8 protein-coding genes are annotated in these 20,230 nt (G+C 70.6%); 2 read left to right on the top strand and 6 right to left on the bottom strand.

What is annotated here, in order from left to right:
- Positions 1 to 32: 32 nt before the first annotated feature.
- The gene (locus D7V93_RS13395; protein ID WP_208723016.1) at positions 33 to 1,829 is read right to left on the bottom strand and encodes an ABC transporter ATP-binding protein/permease; all 1,797 of its coding nucleotides are present in this window, start codon (positions 1,827 to 1,829) and stop codon (positions 33 to 35) included.
- A 254-nt stretch (positions 1,830 to 2,083) separates the two neighbouring features.
- On the opposite strand from D7V93_RS13395, the gene D7V93_RS13390 reads away from it, so the two are divergent.
- Positions 2,084 to 3,346 carry a winged helix-turn-helix domain-containing protein gene (locus D7V93_RS13390; RefSeq protein WP_120643782.1) on the top strand — a complete coding sequence of 421 codons (1,263 nt, stop codon included), beginning with the start codon at positions 2,084 to 2,086 and terminating at the stop codon, positions 3,344 to 3,346.
- On the opposite strand, the gene D7V93_RS13385 is transcribed toward D7V93_RS13390, so the two are convergent.
- The 3 genes from D7V93_RS13385 to D7V93_RS13375 are packed head-to-tail and all read right to left on the bottom strand — an operon-like array spanning position 3,333 to position 16,605.
- A complete protein-coding gene (locus D7V93_RS13385; protein ID WP_158623734.1) occupies positions 3,333 to 5,999 on the bottom strand; it encodes a MupA/Atu3671 family FMN-dependent luciferase-like monooxygenase in 2,667 nt (888 codons plus the stop codon). The two genes, D7V93_RS13390 and D7V93_RS13385, sit on opposite strands and share 14 nt — an antisense overlap.
- Positions 5,996 to 9,898 carry a non-ribosomal peptide synthetase gene (locus D7V93_RS13380; protein ID WP_120643780.1) on the bottom strand — a complete coding sequence of 1,301 codons (3,903 nt, stop codon included), beginning with the start codon at positions 9,896 to 9,898 and terminating at the stop codon, positions 5,996 to 5,998. Before D7V93_RS13380 ends, D7V93_RS13385 begins: the two co-directional genes overlap by 4 nt.
- Positions 9,895 to 16,605, bottom strand: coding sequence for a type I polyketide synthase (locus D7V93_RS13375; protein WP_120643779.1), 6,711 nt, complete (start codon positions 16,603 to 16,605; stop codon positions 9,895 to 9,897). The genes D7V93_RS13380 and D7V93_RS13375 overlap by 4 nt, the downstream gene beginning before the upstream one ends.
- Positions 16,606 to 16,686: 81 nt before the next feature.
- Here D7V93_RS13375 and D7V93_RS13370 point away from each other — a divergent pair, with 81 nt between their 5' ends.
- Positions 16,687 to 18,114 (top strand): phthiocerol/phthiodiolone dimycocerosyl transferase family protein, encoded by a 1,428-nt coding sequence (locus D7V93_RS13370; RefSeq protein ID WP_120643778.1) that lies wholly within the window; start codon positions 16,687 to 16,689, stop codon positions 18,112 to 18,114.
- Here D7V93_RS13370 and D7V93_RS13365 read toward each other — a convergent pair.
- Together D7V93_RS13365 and D7V93_RS13360 are read right to left on the bottom strand one after the other, a co-directional pair.
- A complete protein-coding gene (locus D7V93_RS13365) occupies positions 18,101 to 19,468 on the bottom strand; it encodes a cytochrome P450 (RefSeq protein WP_120643777.1) in 1,368 nt (455 codons plus the stop codon). The genes D7V93_RS13370 and D7V93_RS13365 overlap by 14 nt on opposite strands.
- Positions 19,465 to 20,230, bottom strand: a 766-nt coding sequence (locus D7V93_RS13360; RefSeq protein ID WP_147451162.1) for a glycosyltransferase, incomplete at its 5' end; no start/stop codon positions are given. The genes D7V93_RS13360 and D7V93_RS13365, both read right to left, overlap by 4 nt.

The raw sequence follows: 20,230 nt of genomic DNA, 5'->3' as shown, positions 1-20,230 counted from the left end.
GGCCTGGAGGGGGGGCTTGGGAGGACCGGGCGCTACTTCACGTACCAGCGGAGCCAGCGGGACATGGCCCAGAGGCCACCCGCGGCCATCACGGAGAGGACGGCGATATCCAGGTAGAACCTGGGGCCAATCGTCCCGCCCAGCGCGTGCCGGAGGGCATCCGCCGCGTAGGTGGGGGGAATGGCGTAGCCGAGCATCCTCAGCGGGACGGGGAGCGCGGCCTCCGGGATGAAGACGGGGGCCGCCATGAGCAGGACGAAGACCAGCGCGTTCGTCACCATGACGATGAGGTCCACGCTCTTGATCGCCGTGCCCAGCGTCACGCCGAGCGACGCGAGCGACAGGATGGTCAGTGGCATCAGCACCAGCACCCACGGGCTGAAGTGCAGCTCCACGTCATACAGGGCGGGCCCGGCGATCAGCGGGATGATCATGCCCGGCAGCGTGACGGAGAGCCGGGACAGCATCAGCGAGATGACGAAGGCCGCTTTGCTGATGGGCAGTGAGGCGTAATAGAGCAGCAGGCCGTCGCGCTTCATGATGCCCACGCGCTGGGCCATGGTGACGACGCCCTCGATGACCACCGCGAAGATGGAGGCTCCGCTGATGATGTAGAGGAGGCTCTCGCGGTCGTTCAGCCCACGGCCGACCCGGGCGAGCCCGAAGATCATCGCCAGGGGCATGAACAGGGAGAAGACGAGGAACAGGGGCCAGGACTTGCGCACCTCGCCCATCTGCTCCAGCCAGAGGTACTTGATGTCCACGAGGAACTTCCGCCCGCCGGTCAGCCGGGGCTCCCCGGGACGGGGCCGGAGGCCGGGGGGCGCCGCGGGCACGAGCTCCACGGCCGGTGCCACGGGCCCTGGCTCCACGACGAGCGGGAGGGCCGTGGGCTTCGGGACGCCCTCATCCTTCAGCTCCAGATAGACATCCTCGAGCGAGGGGGGCGCGAGGCGGAAGTCATCCAACTGGGCCAGCCCGAGCTGGTTGACCACGAGGTCGGTGGCGAGCGCGACCTGGAGGGTCGGCAGGTAGAGGCGATACCGCCCGGGGTGGGGCTGCTCCAGGTCGCCCATCGCCGCCAGCTTGAGGTGGTTCTCCGGGGCAAGCCCCTCGCCGTCCCGGAGCTGCAGCTCCAGCCGGACCCGCGCTCCCAGGCGGGCCTTGAGCTCGCCGGGGGTGCCCAGGGCGATGATGCGTCCTGACTGCATCACCGCGACGCGCCGGATGACCTTCTCCGCCTCCAGCACGTTGTGGGTGACGAGGATGCACGTCGTCCCATGCTCGCGATTCAGCCGCGCGATGACGTCCCACACCTGCCGGCGCTTGTGCGGATCCAGCTCATTGGTGGGCTCGTCGAGCAGCAGCACGGGAGGCCAGCCCATCAACGCCATCGCGAAGTTGACGATGCGTGTCTGGCCACCGCTCAGTTGATACACATACTGCCGGGAGCACTCCGTGAGGCCGAGCTCCTCCAGCAGCTCCCGCGCCTGCCGTCGGGCGTCCGCTTCGGTCTGGCCTCGCAGGCGTCCCACATAGATGAGGGCCTGCTCGACCTCCACGAAACGCAGCCCCAGGCGGGTCTGTGGCAGGAATCCCACCAGCTCCTTGACGAGCTGGGGCCGCCGGGTGACGTCGATCCCCTCCACGAAGATGCGTCCGGAGCTGGGCTGGAGCAATCCCAGCAACTGGCTCACGAGCGTCGTCTTCCCGGCTCCATTCGGCCCGAGCAGACCAAAAACCTCGCCTCGGCGGACCTCAAACGACAGTGCGTCGTTGGCGACAATCTTGCGCTTGTCGCGCCCCTCGCCCTGGAACGTTCGAGTCAAGTTATCGACTGTGATTGAAACAGGTTCCAGAGACATGACCGGGCGTCACTCCCAAGGCGTCTGACGGCGGCGCAATAAGACAGGATCAAAATCGCAAGTCGAGTAAATATTGATCACCAAGTAAGTTACGTAATTCTACGTAGAGCGATGTATGTGATTGGTGCGCTTGGAATAGTATTGCGTGGCTTGAATGGGTGATACGCGTTGTATTGCCTGGGCTGGGACGGGGAGCGTGGTAGGTTCCGCGGGCATTCATGCGCTCCGCTCAATCACTTCGGACCCTCTCCCCCACGACGGCCCGCCGGGTCGCGCTGTCCCGCCAGCATCTCGCGGGAAGCCGCGAGGCGGGCCCGGCACGCTTCCTGGACGTGGTGCGTGACCTGTGCTGTCTCCAGCTCGATCCAACCCAGGTCGTGGCGCGCAGCCACCTGCTGGTGCTGTGGAGCCGCCTGGGGGCATTTGCCCTGGAGGACCTCGAGTCCTTCATCTGGAAGGAGCGTCAGCTCTTCGAATACTTCGCGCACTGCGCCTCGCTGGTGCTGACCGAGGACTTCCCCATCCACCGCACGCGGATGCGCCACTTCGCGGCGGGCAGCTCGCCCCGGGAGCAGCAGGCCGCGCGCTGGTTGAAGGACAACGCGGGCTTCCGCCGCTACATCGTCGGGGAGCTGCGGCGCAAAGGACCGCTACCCTCGGACGCCTTCGAGGACCGGTCGAAGACGGACTGGAAGTCGGGCGGCTGGAACACGGGGCGCAACGTGAACCAGATGCTGGAGCTCCTGTGGGGGTACGGGCTCGTCCTGGTCGCGGGCAGGACGGTGGGGCAGCGCCTCTGGGGGCTTCCGGAGCACTGCCTTCCGGCCTGGACGCCCCCGGACGTACTGTCCGTGCGCGACGCCGTGCGGCTCGCGGCGCAGCGGTCGCTGCGCGCACTGGGAGTCGCGCAGGCGGCACACATCCGGCGTTACTTCGTCCGGGACACATATCCCGGGCTGCCCGAGGTGCTGAGCGATCTGGAAGCGGAGGGCCGGATCGTCCGCGTGCGGATCCGGGATGGGAGCAGCGACTGGCGCGGGACCTGGTACGTGCACGCCGACGAGCTCCCCCTGATCGACACCCTCGAGGCGGAGGAGGGAGCCTGGGAAGGGCGCACCGTCCTGCTCTCGCCCTTCGACAATCTCATCTGCGACCGGGCCCGCACGGAGGCGCTCTGGGGCTTCAGGTTCCGACTGGAGATCTACGTGCCCCGGGCCCAGCGGCAGTACGGCTACTTCGTCATGCCCCTGTTGCACGGGGATCGGCTGATCGGCCGGGTCGACCCGGAGTTCGACCGGGAGCATGGGCGGCTGGTCATCAACGCCGTCCATGCCGAGGAGGAGGCCGCCCGGTCGGCGGCGCCAGCCCGGGCGGTGGCCGGCGCGCTCCAGTCGCTGGCGGCCTTCGTGGGGGCGCGTGAGATCCGCTACCTGGGTCCGGTTCCGAAGGCGTGGCGACGCGCGCTCGTCACGAGCGCGTGAGGCCGGGGCCGCTTGAGAAGACCACGGGGGGATGCCCCGGGAGCCGCTCCTCCAGGTACTCGCTCAGCACGCGGCGCAGGCGCAGCGCCTCGTCGTCAACGAGCTGCTTCAGCTCGACCAGGTGCGAGAGCGCCGCGAGCACCGCGTTCTCGTCGACGCCGAAGTCGATGAAGCAGGCCAGCTCATCGGCGCCGATCTCCGCCAGCCTGTCCACCATGGGCAGGCACGAGGTGGGGGTGCCGATGAGCGCGCTCATCCGGTAGTGCAGCTCGAAGGCGAACGAGGCCAGCCTGTCGAGCAGCTTCGGATCGTCGACGTCGACCGGCAGCTCCATGCTGCGGATGCGCATTTCCTGGAGGCGCAGGTGGGTGCGCAGGTAGTGGGTGAGCGGTTCGCGGACCTGGTCGAGCACCTCGTCCGCGTCCTTCCCCACGAAGGTGTGCAGCATCACCGTCACGGTGCCCGTGGCCGGGTCGTGGCCGGCGCGCGCCCGGGCCGCGCGGTAGAGAGCAATCTTGTCCCGCACCTCCTCGACGGATTGCGACGCCAGCGACGTCAGCACGTGGACGCCCAGCTCGCCGGCCTTCTCGAACAGCTCGGGGTTGCCGGGGCAGGTGAGCCACACCGGCAGCTCGGGTTGCACGGGGCGGGGGAAGGTGCGCAAGAGGACGTCCTTGCCTGTCCCCTCCGGGAAGGGAACGGCTCCGCCCCGCCAGAGCTCCCGCACCTGTTCGAGCGCGCGGAACAGCACGTCGCGCTTGTTCGCGAAGTGGTCCGGCGCCAGCGCGAAGTCCTGGGGCATCCAGCCGGACGTCACCGCCATGCCGACCCGGCCCTTCGACAGGTTGTCGATGGCGGACCAGTCCTCCGCCACCCGGAGGGGGTGGTGCAGCGGCAGGACGACGCTGCCGGCGCGCAGCCCGATGCGCTCGGTGGCGATGGCCAGTGCGGCGGTCAGCACCGCGGGGTTCGGGTAGAGGCCGCCGTGCTCGTCGAAGTGGCGCTCGGGGGTCCAGATGGCCGCGAAGCCATTGCGGTCCGCGAGCCGGGCTCCCTCCAGGTACAGGCGGTACCGGTCCCTGGCGTTGACGTCTTCGTTGGCGAAATAGAAGAGGCCGAAGCCGGGCTTCTTGCGATGGGCGCCTTCCGCGGGGCGCGTCGGCACCACCTGGGCCACGAGCCCGCCCGCGTTGCCCGCGCGCGTGTCGGGGACCACGGAGACCCGGGCCACCGCCGGGTGCTGGGCGAGCACCGCCTCGACCTCCGCGGATCCGAAGACCGTGCCCACCGTGAGGGTGCTGCCGTGGCTCGTGTTGTCCGTCTCACCTGGGGGCCGCGTGAGCGCGGAAGGCTCTGCATCCGAACAGAGCGCCAGCTCCTCCACGAGTGTGCCCAGGTGTCCCGCGAGCCTGGCCACCGCCGTGGAGGCGAACCGCCGGGCGTCGTAGTGGAACCGCAGGGCCAGTCGCGGACCGGACGTGGCGCTGATGACGAGCGGTGCCGGGAGCGGGGCCGGAGGGTGGGTGAGGCCGTGGAAGCCGAGGCTCCGGGCAAGCGACTTCAGGGCGGCGTCCTCGGCGTCTGTCATGAGCACGCTGTCGAAGAGCGAGCCTCCCTCGGATCCGTCAAGACAGGCCCGGAGCGGAGGGAAGGCGCCTGCCTCATCGGAGGGTGTCTGCGACCATTCGGCCTGGAGACCTCGGAGCCAGCGAAGCAGCGTGCCGCCGCGAGGCACCTGGATGCGGCGCGGAGCGAGGGTGGCGAAGCGCCCCACCAGCGAGTCGCCCCCGGACAGCGGGGCCGGGCCTCCCGTGAGCACGCCGAAGAGGAACTCATCCCCCAGGCCGTATTGGTGCAGGAGCAGCGCCCACGCGGCCTGGAGCAGCGTCGACAGGTCCAGCGTGTGCTGTCGGAGAAACGCCTGCACCTGGCCGGTGGCCGCTGGCGAAAGGAGGAACCGCTGCACGAGCCCTTCGCCCTCCGGCACGGCGCTGGAGGGGGACGGCTCCGTTGCTCTCGCGAGCCAGGCGTCGAGCAGCCCGGTGCGCCGCGCGCCTCGCAGCGTCTCGCGGATCCGCGCCTCCTCCGCGCGTGGGTCCTGTCGTTCGAGCGACACGACGTAGTCCCGATAGGGGTGGCTGCGCCCGAGCCCGGCCTCCTCCTGCCCACGTGCTGCCCGGTAGAGCAGGAACAACTCCTGGAGGCAGCGCCGCGCCGAGGCGTCGTCGAGGATGAGCGGGTGCCACGTGAGCACGACCGTCCCCGCCTCCGGTGAGGTTCGCAGCACCGTGGCGCGGAGGAGGGGCGCCTGCGTGGGATTCATGGCGCGCCGCCGCTCTTCCGCGAGGAACGTCGTGCGCCTCGCGGACTGCTCCGCCTCCGCGAGGCCCGACAGGTCGAGGCGCTCCAGGCGCGGCTCGACCCTCCCGCGCACCACCTGCATGGGCTCGCTCATGCCGTGCCAGACGAAGGCGGTCCTCAGGGCGGTGTGGCGGGCCAGGAGCTGGCGCAGCGCGGCCTCCAGCGCCGCTTCATCCAGCTCCTGGCGGAAGCTCCAGTGCAGGCTGCAGGGCCGGGCTTCGGGCAGCTCGGGACGCGCGAGGAGCTCCCGCTGCACGGGCGAGAGCCGGTACACATCCTGGACGTTCTTCATGTTCCCTCGGGGCCGGAGCCGCCGCCTTCGAGCAAGGGCTTGAGCTGGCGGGCGAGCTCCGCCACGGAGGGCTCGACCATCAACGAGTAGTGATCCCCTGCCAGCTCGACGAGCCGAGGGGCCTGCCGCGTCAGGGAGTCCCATCCGCCCATCGGTCCCGAGGCGGCCTGGAGTGCGCCCGCGTTCGGGCGGAAGAGGACGATGGGGGCGGGGTGGTCGCTCCGGGGCACGTAGGCGCGGAAGGCCCGGGCATGGGCGCGGTAGACATCGAAGCGGGCGCGCATCGCCTCGCTGGAGGGGGAGACCCCGTGTCCGCCCATCCGCTCCAGCTCCACCGCGAAGTCCTGACGCAGGAGCGCGTCGTCCGGCCGCGTGGGCCCGACTCCCGGCTGGAGCGACGGCACCCAACTGTCGATGAGGGCGACGAGCGCCACGGGCCTTCCGCGTCGCAGCAGCTCGCGGGCCATCTCGAAGACTACCAGTCCACCCATGGACCAGCCGGCGAGCAGCAGGGGACCCTCCGGCTGCGTCTTCAGCACGACCTCCACGTAGGCCGTCGCCATGGCCTCCAGCGTGGTGAAGGGCTCGCGGGTGCCATCGAGGCCCGGGGCTTCGAGCCCGTAGAGCGGCTGCTCCGTCCCCAGGTGCTGGGAGAGCGGGACGTAGCAGAGGGCGCTGCCGCCGATGGGGTGCACGCAGAACAGGGGCGGGCGCTTGCCGTGGGGCTGGATGGGCACGAGCGGTGTCCAGGCGGCCGACGAAGGCTCCTCGCGCAGCAGCTCGGCGAGTCGCGCGATGGTGGGGTGCGTGAAGAGCACCGACAAGGGGAGCGTGCGTCCCCGCGCGCGGGCGATCCGCGACATCATGCTCATCGCGAGCAGCGAGTGTCCGCCCAGCGCGAAGAAGCTCTGGTCGATGCCCACGGGCCGCACGTGCAGCAACTCCTCCCAGAGCTGGACGAGCTGCCGCTCCACGTCATCACGGGGAGCGGCGGGGAGGACCTCGGAGACCGGGCCGCCCGTGGGCGCGGGCAGGGCCTTGCGGTCCACCTTGCCGTTGGGGGACAGCGGCAGCGCGTCCAGCACCACGAGCGCCGAGGGCACCATGTGCGCGGGCAGTCGCTCCGCGATGAAGCCGAGCAGCGCCGCGCTCTCCGGGGTGGAGCCCGCGGCGGGGACGACGTAGGCCACCAGCCGTCGATCTCCGGGCACGTCCTCCCGCGCCACCACGACGGCCTCGCGAAGGGCGGGGTGCTCCAGGAGCCTGGCTTCAATCTCCCCCGGCTCGATGCGGAAGCCGCGCACCTTGAGCTGGTGGTCGGCGCGACCGAGGAACTCGAGGCGGCGGTCGGGCAGGTAGCGGGAGTTGTCTCCCGTCCGGTACATCCGCGCGCCGGGCTCGGAGCTGAAGGGATTGGGAACGAAGCGCTCCGCGGTGAGGGCCGGCTGGCGGAGGTAGCCCGCGGCGAGTCCGTCTCCGCCGATGTAGAGCTCTCCCGGCACACCCTGGGGCACGGGCTCGAGCTGCCGGTCGAGCAGGTACACCTGGGTGTTCGCGATGGGGCGGCCGATGGACACCGTGCGCTCCACCTGACCTGGCTCCTTCATCACGTAGCAGGTGGTGAAGGTGGCGCTCTCGGTGGGGCCATAGCCGTTGATGACATGGCCGCCTCGCGCAAGTCGCTCCCTCACCCGGGCCGGTGCCAGCACGTCTCCACCGGCGAGCACCTGGCGTACCCGGTCGAGCGCCTCGGGGTGGTACGCCACCATCTGGTCGAAGAGGGGCGCGGTGAGCCATAGCGTCGTCACCTCGAAGCGCTCCAGCACGCGGCCCAGCTCCTCGAGCGACGGCATGTGCGGCGGGCACACCGCCAGCTTCGCGCCGTGCAGCAGGCTCCCGAACAGCTCGAAGGCCGAGGTGTCGAAGGAGATGGGGGACAGCAGCAGGAAGGTCTCCTGCGGCCCCGTGTCGAAGTAGCCGGTGTCCATCGCCATCCGCATCACGCCACGGTGGGGGACGCACACGCCCTTGGGTCGTCCTGTCGAGCCCGAGGTGTACATGACATACGCGAGGTCCAGCGGGCCCGTGCCCGCGACGGGCCGGTCGTCACGCCTCGCGGCGATGTGTTGCCGGTCCACGTCCATCAGCACCCGCCGCTCCGCGCTCATGGGCAACAGGTCCGCCAGGGATTGCTGGGTGACGAGCGCGCGGACGTGGGCCTCGTCCAACATGAAGGCCAGTCTGTCTTTGGGATAGGTGGGATCCAGGGGCAGGTAGGCACCGCCGGCCTTGAGGATGCCGAGCACGCCCACCACCGTCTCCGGGGAGCGCTCCAGGCACAGGCCGACGATGGCACCGCGCTCCACGCCGAGCGTGCGCAGATGCCACGCGAGCTGGTTCGCTCGCCGGTCCAGCTCGCGGTACGTGAGGCGCGCGCCCTCGGCTTCCACCGCGACGGCGTCCGGGGTCCGGTCCGCCTGCGCCTCGAACACCTCCTGGAGGCAGGCGTCCCGAGGGAAGGACGTCGTGGTGTCGTTCCACTCCACCAGCAGCCGGTGCTTCTCTTCGGAAGTCACCAGCGGCAGCTCGCGGAGCCGTCGCCGGGGGCCGGCCACCATGCCCTCCAGCAGCACGCGCACGTGCTCCAGCATCCGCTCGACGGAGTCCGGCGTGAAGCGGTCCACGTCGTGGACGAGCTGCAGCTCCAGGTCCGCGCCCACGTTCGCCACGAAGGTGAGTGGGTGCCCCGTCCGGGGGTCGGCGTAGGCGAGGTCCTCCAGCGACACCGCCCCGCCGGCGATGGGATCGAGCTTCAGCCCGGGCGCGTTCTGGATGGAGACGACGCTGTGGAACAGGGGCTGTCCGCGCGGCACCTGGCCGAGCCCCTGGGCGTCCACCAGCGAGAGCACGTCGTGTCGCCGCGCGGCGAGCTGATCCGCCTGGAGCTGCTTCAGCCAGGGGAGGAGCTCCGCCTCGGGAGGGACCGCCACGCGCGTGGCCAGCGTGTTGATGAGCAGCCCCACCATCGTCTCGGAGCCGGCGAGCGCGGGCGAACGACTGGAGGTCACGCTGCCAAAGACGACGTCGCGCTCTCCGCTGTAGCGGCTGAGCAGCAGCGCCCAGGCCCCCTGCACGAGCGTGCCGGGTGTGAGCTGGTTCTGCCGGGCGAGCGCTGTGAGCTGTCCTGTCACGGACGCGGGCACGCGGAGGGTGCACGAGGCGTAGGTCGCATCGGCCTGGGGAGGCAGCTCGGAGCCGCGATCGACCCAGAGCGGGGTGGGGGCGACGAAGCCCTGGAGCGCCTCGCGCCAGTACCGCTCCGCCTCCGCCCGATCGCGGCGCGACAGCGAGATGACGAAGTCACGGTAGGGGCGCCCCACCTCCAGCTCCAGCTCGCGCCCCTGCGTGAGCGCGTCGTAGTGGAGGGCGACCTCTCTCAAGCACAGGGGAAGCGACCACCCGTCGAGCAGCAGGTGGTGGTAGCTCCACAGGCATCGGTACAGCTCCGGTCCCAACTGGAGGAGCTTGAAGCGCAGGAGCGGCGCCGCCGCGAGCGTGAAGCCCTTGCGCCGGTCGTTGTCGAGCAGGGCCTCCCACCGCGCCTCCTGTTCGGCCACGGGCAGCCCGCGCAGGTCGTGCTGCTCCCAGGGCACTTCGACCTGGGTGCGCACGGCCTGGACCGGTTCGGGCAGGCCCTCCCAGAAGAAGCAGGTGCGCAGCACGGGGTTGCGTTCGACGACGCGCTGCCAGGCGCGTTGCAGCAGCGGGAAGGAGAGGGGGCCCCGCCACGTCCAGGAGACCTGCTCCACATAGGCCCCTCCGCGCGGTGAGTAGAGGCTGTGGAACAACATGCCCTGCTGCATCGGCGCGAGCCGGTAGACATCGTCGACGTTCTTCATGGGTCGTGGGCCTCGTCGATCTGGTCGATGAGCAAGGCGAGGGTGTCCATCTGCGACGCATCCAGCCCCGCGTGCGGGAAGTCCGTGGGAGAGATCGCGCTCCGGGCTTCCTGGTCCCCCGCGCACAGCGCGCGCAGTGCACCGAGCACGTCCGCGAGGAGCCGCTCCGGAGCCGGCGTGGGCAGGGTGTCCCCATCATGGGTGCAGCGCACGTGGAGCCGGTCTCCGGCGAGGAAGCCTTCGAACTCCAGGAGGCGCCCGCCCGACAGGCCCCGTCCGGAGAGCCCTTCCGGAATCGCGCCGTTGCCTCCCAGCAGGCGCAACCCCATCTCGTTCCGCCGCGAGCCGGACTCCTGAGGCGAGGGGCGGCGGACCTCCTCCTTGATGCCCTTGAGCAGCGTCGCTTCGTCGGCACCCTCGGGGAGCTCGATGCGCAGCGGCCGGCTCACGTCGAAGCAGCCCACCGTGCGGGAGCAGTCGACACCCTCGAACGCATCGCGCCCGTCATGGATGAAGTCGAGATGAAGCACGCGGCCCTCGGTCCACGCCGCGAGCGCGCTGGCGAAGCTCACGAGCAGCGCCTCTCCCAGGTCGGCACGCCAGACGCGCGTGAGCTTCTCCTGGAGGGTGCGCGTCTCGTCCGCGGACAGTGAGGCCGTGAGCTCGTGCACGGCACCCTTCCGCGGCGCGACGTCTCCGCCCGACGCTACGGCGCCCTGCGTGAGCTGCTCCGCCCAGCGCTTGAAGGGCCAGGTCTTCGGACGTGCGCCATCGCCCGCGTTCGACCGCAGGGCACCGCTCACGTCCTCGGCCAGGATGCGCCATGAAGTCCCATCGATGACCAGGTCATGACCGGCCAGGAGCAGCCGGCTGCTTCCCGGAGTGCCCTGGACGAGGGCCGCCGCCAGCAACGGCCCACGGCTCGGATCCAGCGCGGCCTGGATGCGAAGCGCCGCGGCGCGAAGGGCCTCCGCGTGTTCCGCTCCTGCCAGCGTGCCCAGGTCGAGCTCCACCACCGGCACGTCCCCGCTCGGCGGTGCGCCCTCCTGTCGCCAGTCCGTGCTCTCGTGGAGGAAGCGGTGGCGGAGCGCATCGTGACGGGTGAGGAGGCCATTCAGCACGCCCGCCACGCGGGCCGCATCGGTTGGACCCGGAAGGTCGAGCGTCAGCACCCGGCTGGCACGCGCGGTGGCTTCGGGAGGCACCTCCAGCAGGCGCCGCTGCTCCGGCGTGAGCGGGACGGGCCCCATCACCGGGCCCTGCTCGGCCTGACGCGTGAGCATTCCTTCGAGCACCCGGCCCAGCTCCGCGATGGTCGAGGTCTGGAAGAACTGCTCCGGGTCGAGCTGGAGTCCCAGGCGACTGCCCCGGGCCATGATCTGGATGGCCTGGACCGAGTCACCACCGAGCTCGAAGAAGTCGTCGTGGATGCCGACCCGGTCGATGCCCAGCACCTCCTCCCAGGCGGCGGCGAGCTTCTGCTCGAACCCGGTGCGCGGGGGCACGTAGCCTGTCTTGAGGTTCGGTCGCGGCTGGAGGGCCTCTCCTGTGCGCGCCTCGGCCACGGCCTCGGCGATGCGCTCGCGGACGACCTCGTCGGTGTTCGCGATCGTGGCCTGGAGGTCCCGCACGGAGACGACCACCTGAGGCATCACGCGGGCCGCCAGCAGCAGCTCGAGCGCGGCCACGCCTTCACGCGGCAGGATCTCCTCGCGCGCGCCCTGGGATGGCTCGGCGGCGGCCAGGGTCTCCGACCTGGCGGCGGCCAGCGCACGGAGCTCGGCGGCGGGGTCGTTCACCCGCTTCTGGGTCAGCCGCTCGACTTCGACGAGCACGCGGCCCTCCTCGTCCGTCAGCACGACGTCGAAGGCGCGCGTCTCCCCATCCGCACCCGCATGTTCGAGGAACCGCGCGTGGGCGTGGATGCGGCGCGGCAGCGCGCCGAGGAAGCGCAGGCGTCCATAGCCGAAGGGCAGGTAGTAGCCGCGCTCGGCGAGGAAGCTCTTCGCCATGCCGGAGGTCCGATCCATCAGCGAAGGGTGGAAGCGCATGTGCTCGAGGTCGGAGGCGAACTCCGGCTGGAGCTCCAGCACGAGCAGCAGCTCGCCCTTGCCCAGATGGAGCTGGCGGACGCTGCGCCAGCGGGGCCCGAGGTCTTCCTCGTACTCGGCTTCGAGCGAGTCGGGTGTGCCCTCGCACCGGCGACGGATCGCCTCCAGGTCGAGCGTCCGCGGTGCCATGGGCGCGAGGAACCGGGCGCGGCCCGTGACATGCGCCGTGGCCTTGCCCGTGCCGTCCGCTGGCTGCGAGCGCACCACCCAGCGGTAGCCCTCCGCCTCCTGCTCGATGACGAGCCGGACCTCACGCGTCTCTCCGTCGGGCACCCGCAGCGGGAAGAGGAAGAAGGTGTCGAACAGCTCGATGACGTGCTCCCCGGCGCGGTCGGAGAGCGCGGCCCGCACCAGCTCGAACCACGCCACGCCGGGGACGGTGGGAGTGCCGAGGATGCGGTGCTCATCCACCACCCAACGCGACCGCGCATCGCCGATGTCCGAGGCGAAGACGAGCCGCTCCGGGGTGTCCTCGAGGCAGCGGTGGAGGAGCGGATGCGGGAGCAACCGGAGTGGCTGCTCCAGGGCTGCGTCCTTGCGCGCCGCCATCCCGACCTCCTCCCAAGCGCCCCAGTTCACCGCCACCGCGTGCACCCCGGTGCGGGCGTGGTACGCGCGCACGGCCGCATCCAGGAAGGCGTTGCCCGCCGTGTAGTCCACCTGACCCAGTCGACCAACGACGGAGGACAGGGAGGAGCAGGCGACGAAGAAGTCGGGAGCGGTTCCCTCCAGCGCGTCCATCAGCACCTGCGTCCCCCGCACCTTGGGCGCGAGGACGACGGCCGCTGCTTCGGGCGACTTGAGCTGGATGAGGCCACCGCCCGGAACGCCCGCCGCGTGGATGACCCCGTGGAGCGCGCCGAAGCGCTCTCGCGTCGCGGCCATCACTCCGCGCATCGCCTCCAGGTCGGTGACGTCCGCGCGGCACACGATCACCTCCGCGCCCCGTTCCTCGAGCGATAGGACGGCGCGAATCCTCCGGCGCACCGTGTCCTCCGTGCCGGAGTCCTCAAGGAGCTGGGGCCACGCCTCACGCGGAGGAAGCGCCGTGCGCGCGGTGAGCACGAGCCGGGCACGCACCCGTTCCGCGAAGGACTCCGCGAGGGCGAGCCCGATGCCACCGAGGCCTCCGGTGATGAGGTACGTGCCGCGCTCACGCAGGGGCGGCGTCGCGGCGCCATCTCCAGGTCGGAGCGTGTCAAAGCCCTGCACCCAGCGGCGGCCTCCCCGGTACGCGGTGCTCGGCTCCTCGACCTCGGAGGCGACATCCGTGGCGATCAGCTCCGCCAGCCGCTCGAACCGCGGGCCGCCGGAGGGAGGCAGCGTGACGTCCACGCTTCTGCAATGCAGGCGGGGGTACTCGCGAGGGATGACCCGAACCGGGCCCAGCACTGTCGCCTGCTCGGGCCACACGAGGTCATCGCCGGTGACCTCCTGCATGCCATTGGACAGCGCCACGATGCTCACCGGCTGCTCCAGCCCTTGTCGCCCCAGTGCCTGGGCCAGGAAGAGCAGGCTGTAGAAGGACCGCGCGACCACGTCCTCGGAGGACGCGCCCGCGGCGTCGGAAGTGAGGCCGAAGCAGTGAACGATGCGCTGAGGAGCGCGTCCCTCGGTGTGGAGCTCCGAGAGCAGGGCAGCGTAGCCCTCACGGGTGGGCGCCACCTCGAACGTGTCCGCTCCGGTGCGCCGGAAGGCCCGCGCCCGTCGCGCTTCCACCACGTCCCCCCCGGACTGACGCAGCCGCGCGGCGACGCGAGCCCCGAGCCCGGTTTCATCCACGAGCAGCAACCACGAAACGCGCGGTGTGCCCTCCGTCGCCGCGCGCGCGACGGGCAGGGGAGCCGACTCCTTCCAGACCGGCACGTAGAACCAGCTCGCCAGGTCGGCACGCTTCTCCAGGGAGCCCTGCCGCGCGCCGGATACGAGGGGCGAGCTGCGCGGCTCGACCCAGTGGCGCTGGCGCTCGAAGGGGTACGTGGGCAGCGTCTGGCGATGACGCTGCTCCCCGGCGAAGAGGCCCGGTGCCGTCACCCCCAGCAGCCAGAGCTGGCCCACGGTGCGCAGCAGGTGCTCCACGTCCGAGGTCTGCTCCTCGGCGGACGGAAGGCAGGGCAGCACGGCCTGGCCCGGCTTCTTCCGGGGATGCCACCGCGCCAGCGTGCGCAGCGCCCGTCCCGGGCCTACCTCCAGCAGGACGGCATCGGGCTCCTGGAGCAGGACCTCCAATCCCTCGGCGAAGCGCACGGGCTTTCGCAGGTGCTGGGCCCAGTAGTCGGGGCTCATGGCCTGCTCCGGGGTGATCCACGTCCCCGTCACACAGGAGAGGAAGCGGAGCGTCGGCGCACTCCTCCGGACGCGGGCCACTGCCTCACGGAAGGGCGCCACCGCGGCCTCCACCTGCTTGCAGTGGAAGGCATGGGAGGTGCGCAGCCGCCGGCAGGGAACGGCACGCTCAGAGAGCCGTCGCTCCAGCGCGGCGATGGCCTCCGTGGAGCCCGCGACCACGCATGAAGACGGACCATTGACCGCGGCAATCTCCAGCTCCGAGGAGAGCAGGGGGTTCAGCTCACGCTCGGGAAGCTGCACCGAAAGCATCGCCCCAGGAGGGCACGCCTGGAGCAGGTGTCCCCGGAGCGCTACGAGATCGAGCGCATCATCGAGCGAGAACACTCCAGAGAGACACGCGGCGACAAGCTCACCCACGCTGTGGCCGAGCATCGCGCCCGGTTGAAGACCCCAGTGCTGAAGCAGCCGCGCCAGCGCGTACTCGATGACGAAGAGCGCCGGCTGGGTGAGGGCCGTCTGCTCCAGCCGCGCCGCCGCGTGAGCCTCTCCTCCCTCGGATGGGAACAGCACCGACCTCAAGTCCAGGTCGTGCCTCCGTCGCAAGGCTTCGAGGCAACGATCCACCTCTTCGCGGAAGACGGCCTCGGAAGCGTAGAGGTCCGCCGCCATCCCGGGATGCTGTGAGCCCTGGCCGGGGAAGAGGAACACCAGCGACCGGCGGGTGGGCTCCTGCGTGCGGGACAGGACCCGCTCCGGATGAAGGGTCGCGAGCGTGACCGCGGCGTCCTCCGTGTCACGGCACACCACGAACCGGCGGTGGTCGAAGTCGCGCCGGCCCACCGCCAGCGTGTACGCCACATCCGCCAGGGGCAGGGTGGGGTGCTGCTTCAGGTGCTCGGCGAGTCGGGTCGTCATCGCCTCGAGGGCCGCGCCCGAGCGGGCTGACAGCAAGAGGAGCTGGAAGGGACGCGACGGGCCCGAGGCGCCTCTTACGGGGGCCTCCTCCACGACGACATGCGCGTTGGTTCCGCCCAGGCCGAAGGCGCTGACGCCCGCGCGCCGCGGAGCCGGGGCCTCCCAGTCACGCAGCCGCGCGTTGACGTAGAAGGGGCTCTGGGCGAAGTCGATCTCCGGGTTGGGCGTCTCGAAGTGCAGGCTCGGCGGGAGGCGGCGATGCTCCAGCGCCAGGGTCGTCTTGATGAGCCCGGCGATGCCGGCCGCGGTGTCCAGGTGTCCCAGGTTGGTCTTCACCGAGCCGAGCGCGCAGAACCCCGTGCGCTGCGTCTGACGTTGGAAGGCCAGCGTGAGCGCCTTCACCTCGATGGGGTCGCCCAGCGACGTGCCTGTCCCGTGCGCTTCGACATAGGAGATCGAATCAGGAGTCACGCCCGCCAGCGCCTGCGCCAGGGCGATGACGTCCTGCTGCCCGCTGACGCTCGGCGCGGTGTAGCCGACCTTCGCTGCGCCGTCGTTGTTGAGGGCGCCGCCCCGGATGACCGCGTGGATGGTGTCGCCGTCGGCCAGCGCCTCGGAGAGTCGCTTCAGCAGCACGACGCCCGCCCCGTTGCCGGCGACGGTGCCCTGGGCCTTCGCGTCGAAGGCGCGGCAGTGCCCGTCCGGCGAACCGATGCCCCGCTCGTTGTGGAGGTACCCGGTCCGTTGCGGAACGGTCAGCGAGACACCGCCGGCCAGGGCCATGTCGCACTGGTGGCTGAGCAGCGACTGGCTGGCGAGCACGACGGCCACGAGCGACGTGGAGCACGCCGTCTGCACGGAGATGCTCGGGCCCTTGAGGTCCAGCTTGTAGGCGACGCGCGTGGCCAGGTGATCGTTCTTGTTGTGGAGGATGGTCTGGAACGCATTCGCCGTTCCCACCAGCCGTCCTGCCGGAGCCAGGTGGTGAAGCAGGTAGTGGTTGGCGCCGGCCCCGGCGAAGACGCCGATGGGACCTGGAAAGGCAGACGGTTCGTACCCGGCACGCTCGAATGCCTCCCACGCGCACTCGAGGAAGACGCGCTGTTGCGGGTCGGTCAGCTCGGCCTCTCGCGGAGAGAAGCCGAAGAAGCGCGCGTCGAAGCGCTCGAGGTCTTCGAGCAGGCCCCGGGCCTTGACGTACTTCGGGTCTCCCAGCTCCGCGGGATCGATGGACGCGCGCTCCAGCTCCGCGTCGGAGAAGAAGGTGATGGACTCCACCCCGTCCTGAAGGTTCTGCCAGAACTGCTCCACGGAACTGGCGCCGGGGAAGCGGCAGGACATGCCGATGATGGCGACGGCTTCCATGTCCAGGGGCTGTGGTTCGGTGCTCATGCCTTCCCTCGTCCTGACTTCATGGGGCGCGGAGCCTATACTGAAACCTGAATCAGTCTTCAGCTTCGAAGGCGTTGCGCGATGCAACAGATGTCGCCGCGCAGCGTCATCGTCCGCGTCATGCGCACCGAGGTGTTCCCCATGAGTGTCGAACCTGTTGCTTCACCGCGTGAGGCGTCACCCCAGCGCTGGCGTCGTCCGCTGGGCCTGGCGGAGTGTCTCTTCTGGCAGCTCGACCGGGCGCTCTGCGGCAACTTCATCGCCTACGTGGAGCTCACCGGTCTGGTGGTGGAGGAGGACCTCGCGAGGGGACTCGCGGCCCTTATCGAAGCGCATCCCATCCTGCGGGCGCGCATCGTCGAGGACGCGGTCGTGGGCCGCCCCTGCTTCGAGGAGGTGGACGCGGCGTCACCCACGCTCACCCGCGTCGCGGCGGAGCCCGAGGTCCTTCTCCACCACTGGCTGCGCGAGGCGGATCTGAGCATTGATGAAAGCCGTGCACCCCTGTTCCGCGCGCATTGGGCCAGTGACGGCGAGCGGACCTGGGTGGGGCTGACGTTCCACCATGCCATCGGCGACGGTGAGTCGGCCGCGCGCCTGCTGTCCGAGTGGATCCGCTTCCTGGATGAAGGCGTCGGTCCACGGCCCACCCTCCCTCCGCCGCCGCAGGAGTCGTTCTACCGCCCGGAGGCGTTCGGCGCGCCGGACAAGGCCGCCCATCTGGCCACGGTGGTCGCGGACGTGAGGGCGCGGCTCCAGGGACTGGCTCCGGGCAATGTCGTGCCGGGCCTGTGCGAACGGATGACGCTCACGCGGGAGCTTGGACACCGCGAGTTCGGGCTGTTGCCCGAACAGACTGAAGCCCTGGCCCAGGCCTGCCGGCGACACGGTGTGACGGTGCACGGAGCGCTGGGCGCGGCCTATCTGGGGGCGCTGCATGCGGAGTTCCTGGCCCCCGGTCAGTCCGTGGTGCTGTCGCTGGCTTCGCCCGTCAACCTCCGAAATGCCCGCCGCGGTCGCGTGGAGGCGGACGACGTCGCCGTGCGGGTGTCGGGAGTGGTGAGCCGCATTCGCGTGAGCGACCCGGATGAGCTCTGGCAGCTCGCCGACACCGTCACGCGGGACATCCGGCAGCAGGCCGAGGTGGGCAATGCCCATCTGCTCCACGAGCTCGTCTACGCCCAGACGCCGCCGAGCCTCGCGAGGGAGAGCGGCCTCGCCCTGCTGGAAGGGATGCGGCGCTTCCCGTGGAACAGCGTGCTGACGAACACCGGCCGCATGCGCATCCTGGAGCACGGGCGGAAGCTGACGGTGCGGCGCCTGGGGTTCTTGGGCGCACCGACTCCGAGTCAGGCGCTGGTGATGTCCATCAGCACGTGTGGCGGGTTGCAGACCCACACCGTGTACGACCGCCAGAACCTCCCGCCCGACCGCGCCAACTCCCTCCTGCGCCGCTTCGAGGAGCGGCTGCTCGGCGCCATCGACTCGCGGGACGTCAGGGCGACGTGAGCGGCTCCAGGTGCATGGGCACACCGCCCTTGGGACGCAGCGCCACCAGCGGCTCCTGCTCCGCCCGCCAGCCGGGCACGCGCCGGAGCCGGTAGCGCCGCAGCACCTGTGCGAGCAGCAGCACCATCTCCATCATGGCGAAGCGCTGGCCGATGCAGTGTCGCTGCCCGGCACCGAACGGCAGGTAGGCCAGGCGTGGCCGGCCCGCCGAGCGCTCGGGCGAGAAGCGCTCGGGATTGAAGCGCTCCGGCTCCGGCCAGAGCGACGGTTGGCGGTGGATGACCCAGGGCGAGATGGCCACGATGAGGCGGGGACTGGCCGGAATGCGAAAGCCGTCCAGCGCGTCCTCCTCAAGCGCCTGCCGCACCATGACCCAGGCGGGTGGGTGCAGGCGCATGCTCTCCTCGAGCACCTGCGAGAGATAGCGCAGCCGGGGGACGTCCTCCGCCGTGGGCACGCGCTCGCCCAGCACCTGGGCCACCTCGGCGCGAGCCTGTTCCTCCACCTCCGGATGCTCGGAGAGGAGTGACCACGTCCACGCCAGGGCATTGGCGGTGGTCTCGTACCCGGCGATGAAGAGCGTCATCAGCTCATCGCGAAGCTGCCCGTCCGTCATGCCCTCGCCCGTGTCGGCGTCGCGGGCCTCCATCAGCATCGCGAGCAGGTCCTGTCCGCGGGTCTCCCCGCTGCGACGCCGCGCGATGATGTCGAAGACGACGGCGTCGAGCGTCTGGCGCGCGCGCACGAACGCGCGATTGCCGGGAGTCGGGAGGCCGAGCGGCAGCGGCAGCAGGGACAGGACGCGCCCGTTCACCTCCTGCTGCGCCACCGTGAGCGCCGGAAGGACGCGGTCCGCCTCGTCCATCACCTGCGTGGAGAAGAGCGCCCGGCTGGCGATGGAGAGCGTCGTGCGCGCCATCTCCTGCGCCAGATCCAGCGGGGCCGATGGGTCGGGGCGAGTCCGCCAGCGCTCCAGCATGTACCGCCCTTCCTCCTCCATCACCCGCACCAGGGGCACCAGCCGCTCGAGGTGGAAGGCCGGCTGCGCGAGGCGCCGCTGTCGCTTCCAGAAGTCCCCCTCGCTCGTCAGCAGTCCGTTGCCGAGCATGGCGCTCAACCGCTGCGCCCCCACGCCCTTCGTGTACCGGCCGACGTGCTCCACGAGGACGTGCTTCACGTGCTCGGGGTTCACGAGCGACAGCACCCGGTTGACGGGCCCCATGCGCCACTGCGCCACGTCGCCGTATTCGCGGTGCATCCGGAGGAGGAAGGGGAGCGACTCGCTCCTGCGCTCCCGCAGGCTGCCCCAGAACCAGTGGCCCCGGGGGCCCGGTGCCTCACGCGTGCCGGTCATGACAGGGCCTCCTCTATGATGCGCACCGTCTGGCCCAAGCCATCCTCGGCCCGGATGGTCGCGCCCAGGTGTTCGGCCCGAGCGCGCATTCCGGGCGCGTCCGTGGCGGCGATCGCGGTCGCGAGGTTCTGTATTGTGAGCTGCTTGCGAGGAATGGGACGCGGAGCGACGCCGAGCTGCTCCATGCGCCAGCCCCAGAACGGTTGGTCTCCGAGGAACGGCACAACGGCCATGGGCACGCCCGCGCGGAGTGCCGCGGCCGTCGTCCCCGCGCCACCGTGGTGCACGACGGCGGCCATGCGAGGGAAGAGCCAGTCGTGCGGTGCCGAGTCGACGAAGTGCACGTTCTCGGGGAGCGCCTTCCGGTCGAGCCCGCCCCAGCCCGCCGCGAGCACCGCACGGCGTCCGTTCAGCGCCTGGACGACGAGCCGGCTCGTCTCGGCGGCATCGAAGCCCCCCATGCTGCCGAAGCCGACATAGACGGGAGCAGGCCCCGCGCCGAGGAAGTCGACCAGCCCGGCCGGAGGCTGCCAGGTGCGCGCCTCATCGAGGAACCAGTAGCCGGTGACCTTGATGAGGTCGGACCAGTCTGGAGGTGGAGGAACGACCGCGGGAGAGAACCCGTAGACCACCGGCCACCGGCGCTCCAGCATGACGTGGCCGGGATGGACGAGCGACCAGGGCCCGAGTCCCAGCACGTTGCGTCGAGCCTGATTGACCATGCGGCGGAAGCCCAGCCAGACAAGCTGCCGCATCGCCACG

Origin of the sequence: Corallococcus llansteffanensis, from assembly GCF_003612055.1 — a bacterium.
Classification (GTDB): domain Bacteria; phylum Myxococcota; class Myxococcia; order Myxococcales; family Myxococcaceae; genus Corallococcus; species Corallococcus llansteffanensis.
Note: the sequence above shows the minus strand (reverse complement) of the source record. Positions and strands in the feature narration are given on the sequence as shown.